A 13,531-nucleotide genomic window follows, 5' to 3' on the forward strand; every position below is an offset into this window, starting at 1 on the left:
CGGGTCATCGGTAGCGTTACAGGGTGTTCTGGGGGGTATACAGCAACCGTCAAAACCGGTTGCATGCCAGCATCAGCTGACTGATCCGGCGTCGTCTCCACGTATCGAGCGAGGTGACGTCATGAGTATTTTTAGCCACTTCCAACAACGTTTCGAGTCCACGCGCCAGGAAGAACTCTCGCTGCAGGAGTACCTCGAGCTGTGCAAAGGGGATCGCAGTGCCTACGCATCGGCGGCCGAACGGCTGTTGCTGGCCATCGGTGAGCCAGAGCTGATCGACACCTCTACCAACTCCAGGCTGTCGCGCATCTTCTCCAACAAGGTTATCCGCCGCTATCCGGCCTTTGCCGACTTCCATGGCATGGAAGAGTGCATCGACCAGATCGTGTCTTATTTCCGCCACGCCGCCCAAGGCCTGGAAGAAAAGAAACAGATCCTCTATCTGCTGGGCCCAGTGGGGGGCGGTAAATCGTCGCTGGCCGAAAAACTCAAGCAGCTGATGGAAAAGGTACCGTTCTATGCCATCAAGGGCTCGCCGGTATTCGAGTCGCCCCTTGGGCTTTTCAACGCCACCGAAGACGGGGCCATCCTCGAGGAAGAGTACGGCATCTCGCGGCGCTACCTGAACACCATCATGTCGCCTTGGGCCACCAAGCGCCTGCAGGAGTTCGGCGGCGACATCAGCAAGTTCAAAGTGGTCAAGCTGTACCCGTCGATCCTCAACCAGATCGCCATCGCCAAGACCGAACCGGGCGACGAGAACAACCAGGACATTTCCGCCCTGGTCGGCAAGGTCGATATCCGCAAGCTCGAAGAATTCCCGCAGAACGACGCCGATGCCTACAGCTATTCGGGCGCGCTGTGCCGGGCCAACCAGGGCCTGATGGAATTCGTCGAGATGTTCAAGGCCCCGATCAAGGTCCTGCACCCACTGCTCACGGCCACCCAGGAAGGTAACTACAACAGTACCGAAGGGCTGGGTGCCATTCCCTACACCGGTATCCTGTTGGCCCACTCCAACGAATCGGAGTGGCACACCTTCCGCAACAACAAGAACAACGAGGCGTTCATCGACCGGATCTACATCGTCAAGGTGCCGTACTGCCTGCGCGTCAGCGATGAGATCAAGATCTACGACAAGTTGCTGATCAACAGCTCGCTGGCCAAGGCCCATTGCGCGCCAGACACCCTCAAGATGCTCGCCCAGTTCACTGTACTCTCGCGCCTCAAGGAGCCAGAGAACTCCAACATCTACTCGAAGATGCGCGTCTACGACGGCGAGAACCTCAAGGACACCGATCCGAAGGCCAAGTCGATCCAGGAGTACCGGGACTCGGCAGGCGTCGACGAGGGCATGAACGGCCTGTCGACCCGCTTCGCCTTCAAGATCCTTTCCAAAGTCTTCAACTTCGACCCACACGAGATTGCGGCCAACCCGGTTCACCTGCTGTACGTGCTCGAACAGCAGATCGAACAGGAACAGTTCCCGGCCGAAGTGCGCGAACGCTACCTGCGCTACCTGAAGGAGTACCTGGCACCGCGCTATATCGAGTTCATCGGCAAGGAAATCCAGACTGCCTACCTGGAGTCCTACAGCGAATACGGCCAGAACATTTTCGACCGCTACGTGCTGTACGCCGACTTCTGGATCCAGGACCAGGAATACCGCGACCCGGAAACCGGCGAAATCCTCAACCGCATCGCCCTCAACGAAGAACTGGAGAAGATCGAGAAACCGGCCGGCATCAGCAACCCGAAAGATTTCCGCAACGAAATCGTCAACTTCGTGCTGCGTGCCCGTGCCAACAACAACGGCAAGAACCCGAGCTGGCTCAGCTATGAAAAGCTGCGGGTGGTGATCGAGAAGAAAATGTTCTCCAACACCGAGGACCTGCTGCCGGTCATCAGCTTCAACGCCAAGGCCAGCAAGGAGGACCAACAGAAGCACAACGACTTCGTCACGCGCATGGTGGAGCGTGGCTACACCGACAAACAGGTTCGTCTGCTGTCGGAATGGTACCTGCGGGTCAGGAAATCGCAATAAAGCGACAAGCTACACACTGCGCGCCCAAGGCTGGCAAGCCAGCCTTGGGCGGCAGCAACTGCCTTGCTGCCATTAGGTGCAGCGAGCCCGTAGCTTGAAGCGTGCAGCTGTTCCCAGCTACCGGAGGGACCATGAGCTACGTTATAGACCGACGCCTGAACGGCAAGAACAAGAGCACGGTCAACCGTCAGCGCTTTCTGCGGCGGTACCGTGAACATATCAAGAAAGCCGTCGAAGAGGCGGTAAGCCGCCGTTCCATCATGGACATGGAACATGGTGAACAAATCAGCATTCCGGGGCGCGACATTGACGAACCCGTGCTCCACCACGGTCGCGGCGGCAAACAGACCGTCGTGCACCCGGGCAACAAGGAATTCACTGCCGGCGAACATATCCCCAGGCCGCAAGGTGGTGGCGGGGGTGGCGGCGGCCGCGGTAAAGCGGGCAATTCCGGCGACGGCATGGACGACTTCGTCTTCCAGATCACCCAGGAAGAGTTCCTCGAATTCATGTTCGAGGATCTCGAACTGCCCAACCTGGTCAAACGTCACCTGACCGGGACCGACACCTTCAAGACCGTGCGTGCGGGCATCGCCAACGAGGGCAACCCGTCACGCATCAATATCGTGCGCACCCTGCGCTCGGCCCATGCCCGGCGTATCGCCCTGACCGGCAGCAGCCGCGCACTGCTGCGCGAAGCACAAAAGGAACTCGACCGCCTGCGGGTCGAGGAGCCGGACAACTTCACCGATATCCAGGAAGTCGAACAGGAAATCGAACGCCTGAAGGCACGCATCAACCGCTTGCCCTTCCTCGACACCTTCGACCTCAAGTACAACCTGCTGGTCAAGCAGCCCAACCCCAGCTCCAAGGCAGTGATGTTCTGCCTGATGGACGTGTCCGGCTCCATGACCCAGGCCACCAAGGACATCGCCAAGCGCTTCTTCATCCTGTTGTACCTGTTCCTCAAGCGTAACTACGACCGCATCGAAGTGGTGTTCATCCGCCACCACACCAGCGCCCGGGAAGTCGACGAGGAAGAGTTTTTCTACTCGCGGGAAACCGGCGGCACCATCGTCTCCAGCGCGCTCAAGCTGATGCAGGAGATCATGGCCGAACGCTACCCGGCCAGCGACTGGAACATCTACGCCGCTCAGGCTTCTGACGGCGATAACTGGAACGACGACTCGCCGATCTGCCGCGAGATTCTGTCCAAGCAAATCATGCCGCACGTGCAGTACTACACTTACGTCGAGATCACCCCCCGTGAGCACCAGGCGCTGTGGTACGAATACGAACGCATCGGCGAAGCCTTCCCCGACACGTTCGCCCAGCAGCAGTTGGTATCGGCCGGCGACATCTACCCGGTCTTCCGTGAACTCTTCCAGCGCAGGTTAGCCACATGACCGCCAGAGCACAGAGACGCCAACCCATTTCCACCGGGTCCGAGTGGACGTTCGAGCTGATCCAGACCTACGACCGGGAAATCGGCCGCCTGGCCGAACGTTACGCCCTGGACACTTACCCCAACCAGATCGAGGTGATCACGGCCGAGCAGATGATGGACGCCTATGCCTCGGTCGGCATGCCTCTGGGCTACCACCACTGGTCCTACGGCAAACAGTTCCTCAGCACAGAAAAGTCCTACAGCCGTGGCCAGATGGGCCTGGCCTACGAAATCGTGATCAACTCCGACCCCTGCATCGCCTACCTGATGGAAGAAAACACCATGTGCATGCAGGCACTGGTGATTGCCCACGCCTGCTATGGCCATAACAGCTTCTTCAAAGGCAACTACCTGTTCCGCACCTGGACCGACGCCAGCTCCATTATCGATTACCTGGTGTTTGCCAAGCAGTACATCGCCCAGTGCGAAGAGCGCCACGGCATCGACGCCGTGGAAGACCTGATCGACTCCTGCCATGCCCTGATGAACTACGGCGTGGACCGCTACAAGCGCCCCTACCCCATCTCCGCAGAAGAGGAACGGCGGCGCCAGAAGGAGCGTGAGGAACACCTGCAGCGCCAGATCAACGACCTGTGGCGCACCATCCCGAAAAGCGCCGAAAGGGGCAACGAACGCGATGAGGGGCGCTTCCCCGCCGAACCACAGGAGAACATCCTGTATTTCATCGAGAAGAATGCCCCGCTGCTCGAACCTTGGCAGCGTGAAGTGGTGCGCATCGTGCGCAAGATCGCCCAGTACTTCTACCCGCAGCGCCAGACCCAAGTTATGAACGAAGGCTGGGCAACCTTCTGGCACTACACGCTCATGAACGACCTGTACGACGAGGGGCTGATCACCGAAGGCTTCATGATGGAGTTCTTGACCTCGCACACCAGCGTGGTGTTCCAGCCCGGCTTCGACAGCCCCTACTACAGCGGCATCAACCCCTACGCACTGGGCTTTGCCATGTACACCGACATCCGCCGCATGTGCGAAAACCCTACCGATGAAGATCGCCACTGGTTCCCCGACATTGCCGGCAGTGACTGGCTTTCTACCATCAAGTTTGCCATGAGCAGCTTCAAGGACGAGAGCTTCATCCTGCAATACCTTTCGCCTAAGGTGATGCGCGACCTCAAGCTGTTCAGCATCCTCGACGACGACCAGCGCGACGACCTGCTGGTGCCCGCCATTCACGATGAAGCCGGCTACCGGGTGATTCGTGAACTGCTGGCCGCGCAGTACAACCTGGGTAACCGTGAACCGAACGTGCAGATCTGGAGCGTCGACCGTCGCGGTGACCGCTCGCTGACGCTGCGCCACCAGCAACACAACCGCAAACCGCTGGGCGACTCAACCGATGAAGTGCTCAAGCACCTGCATCGCCTGTGGGGCTTCGATATCCACCTGGAGACCGTACAGGGCGAGCAAGTGATGAAAACCCACCACATGCCACCCCGTGGCGAGCACGGCGAAAGCGCCGACTACGGGCGCATGGACCTGGCTGTCATTCACCACCTCTAGTGCTACACCATAACTGCCGACGGGTTATCCTGTCGGCAGTTATGGAGAGCTGCACATGCACATCTACAAAGTCGGCGGCGCCGTGCGCGACCGCCTGCTCGGCCTTCCTGTCAGCGATATCGACTGGCTGGTGGTAGGCGCCACCGTTGAAGAAATGCACGCCAAGGGTTATCGGCCGGTGGGCGCTGATTTTCCGGTATTCCTGCACCCGAAAACCGGCGAGGAATATGCCTTGGCGCGTACCGAGCGCAAGAGCGGGCGCGGTTATGGCGGGTTCACTTTTCACGCCAGCCCTGACGTGACACTGGAGGAAGACCTGATTCGCCGTGACCTGACCATCAACGCGATGGCCGAGGACGAAGCAGGCACGGTGTACGACCCCTACCACGGCAAAGACGATCTCGAAAGGCGAATTTTACGCCACGTTTCACCGGCATTCGCCGAAGATCCTTTGCGCGTGCTGCGCGTTGCGCGCTTTGCTGCCCGCTATGCACCGCTTGGTTTCCGGGTTGCCGAAGAAACGCTTGAGCTGATGCGCCAGATCAGCGCCTCTGGCGAGCTGCAGGCGCTGACTGCAGAGCGCAGCTGGAAGGAAATCGAGCGGGCGCTGATGGAGGCACAGCCCCAGGTGTTCTTCCAGGTGCTGCGCGATTGCGACGCCCTGCAGGCCCTGCTGCCTGAGCTTGTTGACGGTGCCCAGGCCCTGGCGGCGCTGGAGCAGGCAGCGGCGCATGAACAGCCCCTGCACGTGCGCTGGGCGTGCCTGTTGCGCGGGCTGGCACCGGCATCGATCAAAGCCGTCAACCAGCGCCTCAAGGCCCCAAGGGATTGCCAGGAGCTGGCCTTACTGACGGGAGAGTGCCTGGCACAAGGTAATCAGGCACTGGAGCTGCCAGCCACGGCGCTACTGGAGCTGTTGCAGAAGTTCGATGTTTACCGAAGGCCGCAGCGGTTCGAGGACTTTGTGGTCGCTTCCGAGATGGCGGCGCTAGGTGATGGCCAGCCAGGTTATCCACAGGCCGATTACCTGCGTGGCGCAGCAGCAGCGGCGCGAGCGGTGGATGTGAAGCCGTTGGTGCAGGCCGGGCTGACTGGGCAGGCACTGGGCGAAGCGCTCAAGGCTGAGCGGCTGAAAGCGCTTGAGGCTTACCAACTCGACTGACCATACGGTCTCTTCGCGGCTAAAGCCGCTCCCGCAGGTACAACGTGGGCCAGAAACCTGCGTAGTACTTGTGGGAGTGGCTTTGACCGCAAAAGGGCCGGAACAGGCTTAAGCGGGTGTCAGCTGCAACCCACGCCACTCGAAGGCGACCGGGGCCAGCACCTGGTCAATCTGTGCCTCTTGCCACAACCGGGCCATGCTCTTGCCTGCCCCCGGATGCACCAGCTCAGGCGCCAGCAACGACAGCGGCCACAGCACAAACGCATTCTTCATGATCTCGGCCCGGGGCAGTACCAGCCCATCGAAGGTGCCGTGCAGATCGTCATACATCAGCACATCGATATCCAGCGGCAGCCCTTTGCGGTCCGGCGCGTAACGGCCATTTTCGGCCTCGATGAACTTCAGCCGACGGTCCAGTTCGATCAGCGGCAGTGCGGTTTGCCCGGTCACCACGAAATTGATGAACGGCCCGCTCTTGATACCCACCGGCTGGCTTTCGAACACCGGCGAGCAGCGCATGTCGGTGAGGATGCCCGCCAACGCATCTAGCCCGGCGCACAAGTGCGCCTCACGGTCGATGTTGCTGCCGAGGCCAAGGTAAACCGTGCTCAGAGACATCCGCGCTCGATCTCCACGCCTACACCGCCACGGGCCGCCGGTACCGCACCTGGCTTGGTCAGTTTCAACCGCACCCAGGGGATATGGAATTCTTCCATCAAGGTTGCCACCAGGCGCTCGGCAAAGGTTTCCACCAACTCGAAACGGGCCTGCTCGGCAAACGCCTGGATGCGTGCCGAGACGCTGGCGTAGTCCAGCGCCAGGTTCAGGTCGTCACCCGTTGCGGCCGGGCGGTTGTCCCAGGCAAAGCTCAGGTCCAGGCGCAAGCACTGGCGAATATCCCGCTCCCAGTCATAGGCACCGATGACGGTATCGACTTCCAGGCCTTCGATGAACACTCTGTCCAAGCACTTCTCTCCACAGCACGACAAGGGCGACTGGCGCCGTTAGAATCAGGGCGTCCTCGCCCGGAATAGTTAGCATGTTTTGGTTACTGGCGTTGCTCGCCTACCTGCTCGGCTCACTGTCCTTCGCCATTCTCCTCAGCCGCCTTTCGGGCAGCCCGGACCCGCGTTCCAGTGGTTCAGGCAATGCCGGCGCCACCAACATGCTACGCCTGGCAGGCCGTAAACTGGCGATCCTGACCCTGCTTGGCGACCTGTGCAAGGGCCTTTTGCCGGTATTGCTCGCCCGCCTTGCCGGGCTGGACCTGCACGCGCAAGCCTGGGTGGGCGTGTGCGCGGTGCTGGGCCACCTGTTCCCCCTGTACTTCCGCTTCCGGGGTGGCAAGGGCGTGGCGACGGCTGCCGGCATGCTCATGGGCCTGTATTTCCCGGCCGCGCTGCTGGCCATCGGCGCCTGGCTGCTGACGTTCTACCTCACCCGCACCAGCTCGCTGGCGGCGCTGATTGCCACGCCGCTGACCTTGCCATTGCTGGCCTGGCGCGAGCCCGAAGCCCTGCTGCCGATCACCGTGCTGACCGTGATGATCGTATGGCGCCACCGCAAAAACCTGCGCGACCTGTTCGCCGGGCGCGAACGGCACTTCTGACCGTTCGGCTTCACACGTTACAGCGGCGGCAACTGCTCCATCGGCCAGCGCGCCTGCACGCTGATCGCCAGGTCCTGGTGCTGCCCCGCCAACAGGCGCTGGCAACCGGCGTAGGCGATCATCGCGCCGTTGTCGGTACAGAACTGCGGGCGCGCGTAGTACACATTGCCCTTGATGCTGCCGAGCATGTCTTCGAGGGACGCGCGCAAAGCCTTGTTGGCACTCACACCACCCGCGATGACCAGGCGTTTGAGGCCGGTCTGCTTGAGCGCCCGCTTGCACTTGATGGTCAAAGTCTCCACCACCGCCTGCTGGAATGCCAGGGACAGGTCGCAACGGGTTTGCTCACTGTCGTCGCCAGCGTTCTTGCATTGCTGCCAGGTGTTGAGGGCGAAGGTCTTGAGGCCACTGAAGCTGAATTCCAGGCCCGGGCGGTCGGTCATCGGCCGCGGGAACACGAAGCGCCCAGGTACGCCCTGCTCGGCCAGGCGCGCGATTTCCGGGCCGCCGGGGTAATTGAGGCCGATCAGCTTGGCGGTCTTGTCGAACGCTTCGCCGGCGGCATCGTCCAGGCTTTCGCCCAGCAGTTCGTACTGACCGATGCCATCGACGCGTACCAGCTGGGTGTGTCCGCCTGAAACCAACAAAGCGACGAACGGAAACTCAGGGGGGTTTTCTTCCAGCATGGGCGCCAGCAAGTGGCCTTCCATGTGGTGCACGCCAATCGCCGGAATGTCCCAGGCAAAGGCCAGCGCCTGGGCGCAGGAGGCGCCCACCAGCAATGCGCCGACCAGGCCAGGGCCCGCGGTGTAGGCAATGGCGTCGATCTCGGTGGCGACGCAGCCCGCCTCCTCCAGCACCTGGCGAATCAGCGGCAACATGCGCTTCACGTGGTCACGCGAGGCAAGCTCGGGCACCACACCGCCAAACACGCGATGCAGGTCAATCTGGCTGAACAGTGCGTCGGCCAACAAGCCGCGCTCACTGTCGTATAATGCGACGCCAGTTTCGTCGCAGGATGTTTCCAATCCCAGTACTAGCATGGGTTCGTCCCTTGTGGGGGCTGAATTCGAAGGCGCGCATGATAGTCCCCGTGTCGGATGCCGACCAGCGGTTTTCGATCAGAGGCTTTGCATTCCGGCTTGCTAAGGGTTAACATCCGCAACCCTTGAAAACCGACGTTCTCCAGCACACCTTTGTTTTGCCAGGAGCACGTCTACCCCGGTAATGAATTAAGGTAGCCCTGGATGCCAGCCGTCAAAGTTAAAGAGAACGAACCCTTCGACGTAGCTCTGCGTCGTTTCAAGCGCTCCTGCGAAAAAGCCGGTGTACTGGCTGAAGTTCGTAGCCGCGAGTTTTACGAGAAGCCGACCGCCGAGCGTAAGCGCAAAGCAGCTGCTGCTGTTAAGCGTCACGCCAAGAAAGTACAGCGCGAACAGCGCCGCGCCGTTCGTCTGTACTAATACAGACGTTCTACGCAAAGCTTCTGCCCTGCCCGGCTAACCGCCGGGTGATGGCAGCGGTCGTTTCTAACTTGAGCAGCTAGCTCAAGGCCCCGCACAAGCTTCACGCGAAGTGCACAGGGGCAACCTGCCTGAAACGTCAGAGCTGGTCTTTCTTGCTGTATGACCAGACGTGCACGTCCGACTGACGGGCCCTTAGGGGCTGGCGACGAGCACACATTCCCTCGCACTTCCCCAATCAGCACTCGCCCTATTCGGCGCGTGAGCGATTAGACTTGCCAGTTGCCAGATGACGAGACTGCCATGGCCGGGCTGATTCCCCAGAGTTTCATTGACGACCTGATCAACCGCCTCGACATCGTCGACGTGGTGAGTTCGCGCGTCCAGCTGAAAAAAACCGGCAAAAACTACTCTGCCTGCTGCCCGTTCCACAAGGAGAAGACCCCTTCCTTCACGGTCAGCCCCGACAAGCAGTTCTACTACTGCTTCGGCTGCGGTGCCGGCGGCAACGCCCTTGGCTTCGTCATGGACCACGACAACCTGGACTTCCCCCAGGCTGTCGAAGAACTGGCCCGCGCCGCAGGCATGGAAGTACCCCGCGAGCAAGGCCGCCGCGACCAGAAACCTCGCCAGCCAACCGACTCGCCGCTGTACCCGCTGCTGGACGCCGCCTCGGAATTCTATCGCCAGGCCCTACGCAGCCACCCGACCCGCAAGGCCGCAGTGGATTACCTAAAGGGCCGCGGCCTGTCCGGGGAGATCGCCCGCGATTTCTGCCTGGGCTTCGCCCCGCCCGGCTGGGACAACCTGCTCAAGCACCTGGGTGCCGACACCCTGCAGCAAAAGGTGATGATCGATGCCGGCCTGCTGATCGAAAACGCCGAAAGCGGCAAGCGCTACGACCGCTTCCGCGACCGGGTGATGTTCCCCATTCGCGACAGCCGCGGGCGCATCATCGCCTTCGGTGGCAGGGTACTGGGCGACGACAAGCCCAAGTACCTGAACTCCCCGGAAACCCCGGTGTTCCACAAGGGCCAGGAACTGTACGGGCTGTACGAGGCGCGCAAGCACAACCGCAACCTCGACGAAATCATCGTCGTCGAGGGCTACATGGACGTCATCGCCCTGGCTCAACAGGGCCTGCGCAATGCCGTGGCGACCCTTGGCACCGCCACCAGCGAAGAGCACCTCAAGCGCCTGTTCCGGGTAGTGCCCAGCGTGCTGTTCTGCTTCGACGGCGACCAGGCCGGGCGCAAGGCCGCCTGGCGTGCACTGGAGTCGACCCTGTCGAACCTGCAGGACGGCCGCCGCGCCCGCTTCCTGTTCCTGCCCGAAGGCGAAGACCCGGACAGCCTGGTGCGCGCCGAAGGTACCGATGCCTTCAGGGCCCGCATCAACCAGCACGCCCAGCCGCTGGCCGACTACTTCTTCGAGCAACTGGGCGTTGAAGCCGACCCGCGATCGCTGGAAGGCAAGGCGCACATGGCGACCCTGGCCGCACCGTTGATCGAAAAGATCCCTGGCGCCAACCTGCGCCAACTGATGCGCAACCGCCTGAAGGAAATCACCGGCCTGGACCCGCAGCAGGTCGAGCAACTGGCTCAACAAGCGCCAGCGGCCAGCGGTGTGCCGGACTACGACCCTGGCTACGACTACGACGCCATGGCCAGCTACACCCCTGACTACGGCGACATGCCGCAGCACGACTTCGTCCCCGCTCAGCAGGAGCAGGCGTGGAAGCCGAACAAGGGCGGGGGCAAAAAGCAGTGGAGCGACAAACCCTGGGACAAGAATCGCAAAGGCGGCAAAGCCTGGCAGCAACGAGATGAAGCGCCACCGCGCGTGCCAGCCCCGGTCGAGCCGCCTACCCTGGCCGCCCTGCGCACGCTGCTGCACCACCCGTTACTGGCCGGCAAGGTGGAAGATGCCAGCCACTTTGCCGACGAAGAACACCTGTACAGCCAGCTGCTGGTGTCATTGATCGAAGCCGCACAGAAAAATCCTGGGCTAAGCTCAATGCAGTTGATCGCACGCTGGCATGGCACCGAACAGGGCCGCCTGCTGCGGGCCCTGGCGGAAAAGGAATGGCTGATCGTAGCCGACAACCTTGAACAACAGTTTTTCGACACTATAACTAGCTTGTCCGCCCGCCAACGCGAGCGCAGCCTGGAACAACTGCTCAGGAAATCACGTCAAAGTGAGTTGACCAGCGAGGAAAAAACCCAGCTCCTCGCCCTGCTGAGCCGGAATGTTCCCGCACAAACGCCGACCTCATCTGGCGCGTGAGGCCCATGCTCGGGTATAATCCTCGGCTTGTTTTTTGCCCGCCAAGACCTTCAGTGGATAGGGTGTTATGTCCGGAAAAGCGCAACAGCAGTCTCGTATCAAAGAGTTGATCACCCGCGGTCGTGAGCAGGGCTACCTGACTTACGCGGAGGTCAACGACCACCTGCCTGAGGATATTTCAGATCCTGAACAGGTGGAAGACATCATCCGCATGATCAACGACATGGGGATCAACGTATTCGAGAGTGCTCCGGATGCGGATGCCCTTCTGTTGGCGGAAGCCGACACCGACGAAGCCGCGGCCGAAGAAGCCGCTGCTGCGTTGGCGGCAGTTGAAACCGATATCGGCCGCACGACCGACCCGGTGCGCATGTACATGCGTGAAATGGGTACCGTCGAGCTTCTGACCCGCGAAGGCGAGATCGAAATCGCCAAGCGTATCGAGGAAGGCATCCGTGAAGTCATGGGCGCCATCGCTCACTTCCCGGGCACTGTCGATTACATTCTCGGCGAATATGACCGCGTCACCACCGAGGGCGGCCGCCTGTCGGACGTGCTCAGCGGTTACATCGACCCTGACGACAACATCGCCGCTCCGACCGAAGAGGTGCCGATCCCTGGCGCCAAGGCCGCAGCTGCGAAGGAAGAGTCTGACGACGAAGAGGAAGAAGCCGAGAGCAGTGACGACGAGGAAGAGACCGAGAGCGGTCCGGACCCGGTAGTCGCAGCCCAACGTTTCGGTGCGGTATCCGACCAGCTTCAGGCGACCTTCAAGGTCGTGAAGAAGCACGGTCGTGCCCACAAGGAAAGCATCGCGGCCCTGCAAGCCCTCGCCGACCTGTTCATGCCGATCAAGCTGGTACCCAAGCAGTTCGAGGTCCTGGTAGAGCGTGTTCGTGATGCCCTGAACCGTCTGCGTCAGCAAGAGCGCGCCATCATGCAGCTGTGCGTGCGTGATGCCCGCATGCCGCGTGCCGACTTCCTGCGCATGTTCCCGAGCAACGAAACCGACCAGACCTGGAGCGGTGACCTGGCCAAGCGCAACACCAAATGGGCTGCTGCCCTGGGTGAAAAGGACGCCGCCATCGTCGCTTGCCAGCAGAAGCTGATCGACCTTGAGACCGAAACCGGCCTGACCGTTGCCGAGATCAAGGACATCAACCGTCGCATGTCGATCGGTGAAGCCAAGGCCCGTCGCGCCAAGAAAGAAATGGTCGAGGCGAACCTGCGTCTGGTGATCTCCATCGCCAAGAAGTACACCAACCGTGGCCTGCAGTTCCTCGACCTGATCCAGGAAGGCAACATCGGCTTGATGAAAGCGGTGGACAAGTTCGAATACCGTCGCGGCTACAAGTTCTCGACCTACGCCACCTGGTGGATCCGTCAGGCGATCACCCGCTCGATCGCCGACCAGGCACGCACCATCCGTATTCCGGTGCACATGATCGAGACGATCAACAAGCTCAACCGTATTTCCCGCCAGATGCTGCAGGAAATGGGTCGCGAACCGACCCCGGAAGAGCTGGGCGAGCGCATGGAAATGCCTGAGGACAAGATCCGCAAGGTACTGAAGATCGCCAAAGAGCCGATCTCCATGGAAACCCCGATCGGTGACGACGAAGATTCGCACCTGGGCGACTTCATCGAGGACTCGACCATGCAGTCCCCGATCGACGTGGCCACGGTCGAAAGCCTCAAGGAAGCCACCCGTGACGTGCTCTCGGGCCTGACTGCACGCGAAGCCAAGGTGCTGCGCATGCGCTTCGGTATCGACATGAACACCGACCACACCCTCGAAGAGGTAGGTAAGCAGTTTGACGTAACGCGTGAGCGGATCCGTCAGATCGAAGCGAAGGCGTTGCGCAAACTGCGCCACCCCACTCGCAGCGAGCATCTGCGCTCCTTCCTCGACGAGTGATGACAAAACCCCGGCCCAGGCCGGGGTTTTTCTTTTCTGCCTTTTGAAACACTCGCGGTCCCTGTAGGAGCAGCCTTG

General features: G+C 61.1%; 11 protein-coding genes. 8 read left to right on the forward strand and 3 right to left on the reverse strand.

Translation table 11 applies throughout. The annotated features are described in order from the left end of the window. Nucleotides 1–121 precede the first annotated feature (121 nt). The 4 genes from SB765_RS18085 (at nt 122) to SB765_RS18100 (ending at nt 6,177) form a co-directional block, all read left to right on the forward strand. Nucleotides 122–2,044, forward strand: a complete 1,923-nt coding sequence (locus SB765_RS18085) for a PrkA family serine protein kinase (protein WP_016497703.1) — start codon at nt 122–124, stop codon at nt 2,042–2,044. A gap of 131 nt (nt 2,045–2,175) precedes the next feature. Then, nucleotides 2,176–3,450: a YeaH/YhbH family protein gene (locus SB765_RS18090; protein WP_016497702.1), complete on the forward strand. Its 1,275-nt coding sequence runs from the start codon at nt 2,176–2,178 to the stop codon at nt 3,448–3,450. Beyond that, nucleotides 3,447–5,015, forward strand: a complete 1,569-nt coding sequence (locus tag SB765_RS18095) for a SpoVR family protein (RefSeq protein ID WP_043202470.1) — start codon at nt 3,447–3,449, stop codon at nt 5,013–5,015. Before SB765_RS18090 ends, SB765_RS18095 begins: the two co-directional genes overlap by 4 nt. A 55-nt stretch (nt 5,016–5,070) precedes the next feature. Continuing rightward, complete coding sequence (locus SB765_RS18100) at nt 5,071–6,177, forward strand: multifunctional CCA tRNA nucleotidyl transferase/2'3'-cyclic phosphodiesterase/2'nucleotidase/phosphatase (protein ID WP_410931710.1); 1,107 nt, start codon at nt 5,071–5,073, stop codon at nt 6,175–6,177. 108 nt (nt 6,178–6,285) lie between these two features. On the opposite strand, the gene folK is transcribed toward SB765_RS18100, so the two are convergent. Continuing rightward, a complete protein-coding gene (gene folK, locus SB765_RS18105; protein ID WP_341797391.1) occupies nt 6,286–6,795 on the reverse strand; it encodes a 2-amino-4-hydroxy-6-hydroxymethyldihydropteridine diphosphokinase in 510 nt (169 codons plus the stop codon). Then, nucleotides 6,786–7,142, reverse strand: coding sequence for a dihydroneopterin aldolase (gene folB / locus SB765_RS18110; RefSeq protein ID WP_410931711.1), 357 nt, complete (start codon nt 7,140–7,142; stop codon nt 6,786–6,788). The genes folK and folB overlap by 10 nt, the downstream gene beginning before the upstream one ends. A 74-nt stretch (nt 7,143–7,216) precedes the next feature. Between folB and plsY the strand changes: the two genes are divergently transcribed. Continuing rightward, nucleotides 7,217–7,786, forward strand: coding sequence for a glycerol-3-phosphate 1-O-acyltransferase PlsY (gene plsY, locus SB765_RS18115; protein WP_043202462.1), 570 nt, complete (start codon nt 7,217–7,219; stop codon nt 7,784–7,786). Nucleotides 7,787–7,803: 17 nt separating this feature from the next. On the opposite strand, the gene tsaD is transcribed toward plsY, so the two are convergent. Further along, on the reverse strand, nt 7,804–8,829 hold the full coding sequence (tsaD, locus tag SB765_RS18120; RefSeq protein WP_016497697.1) for a tRNA (adenosine(37)-N6)-threonylcarbamoyltransferase complex transferase subunit TsaD: 1,026 nt from the start codon (nt 8,827–8,829) through the stop codon (nt 7,804–7,806). Nucleotides 8,830–9,033: 204 nt separating this feature from the next. Here tsaD and rpsU point away from each other — a divergent pair, with 204 nt between their 5' ends. The 3 genes from rpsU (at nt 9,034) to rpoD (ending at nt 13,453) form a co-directional block, all read left to right on the forward strand. Then, nucleotides 9,034–9,249 carry a 30S ribosomal protein S21 gene (rpsU, locus tag SB765_RS18125; RefSeq protein ID WP_003255575.1) on the forward strand — a complete coding sequence of 72 codons (216 nt, stop codon included), beginning with the start codon at nt 9,034–9,036 and terminating at the stop codon, nt 9,247–9,249. 303 nt (nt 9,250–9,552) lie between these two features. After that, nucleotides 9,553–11,535, forward strand: coding sequence for a DNA primase (gene dnaG / locus SB765_RS18130; RefSeq protein ID WP_410931712.1), 1,983 nt, complete (start codon nt 9,553–9,555; stop codon nt 11,533–11,535). Nucleotides 11,536–11,602: 67 nt separating this feature from the next. Continuing rightward, the gene (gene rpoD, locus SB765_RS18135) at nt 11,603–13,453 is read left to right on the forward strand and encodes an RNA polymerase sigma factor RpoD (RefSeq protein WP_016497695.1); all 1,851 of its coding nucleotides are present in this window, start codon (nt 11,603–11,605) and stop codon (nt 13,451–13,453) included. The last annotated feature ends 78 nt before the right edge of the window (nt 13,454–13,531 follow it).

This window comes from Pseudomonas sp. SIMBA_067, assembly GCF_046534675.1.
Classification (GTDB): Bacteria; Pseudomonadota; Gammaproteobacteria; order Pseudomonadales; family Pseudomonadaceae; genus Aquipseudomonas; species Aquipseudomonas putida.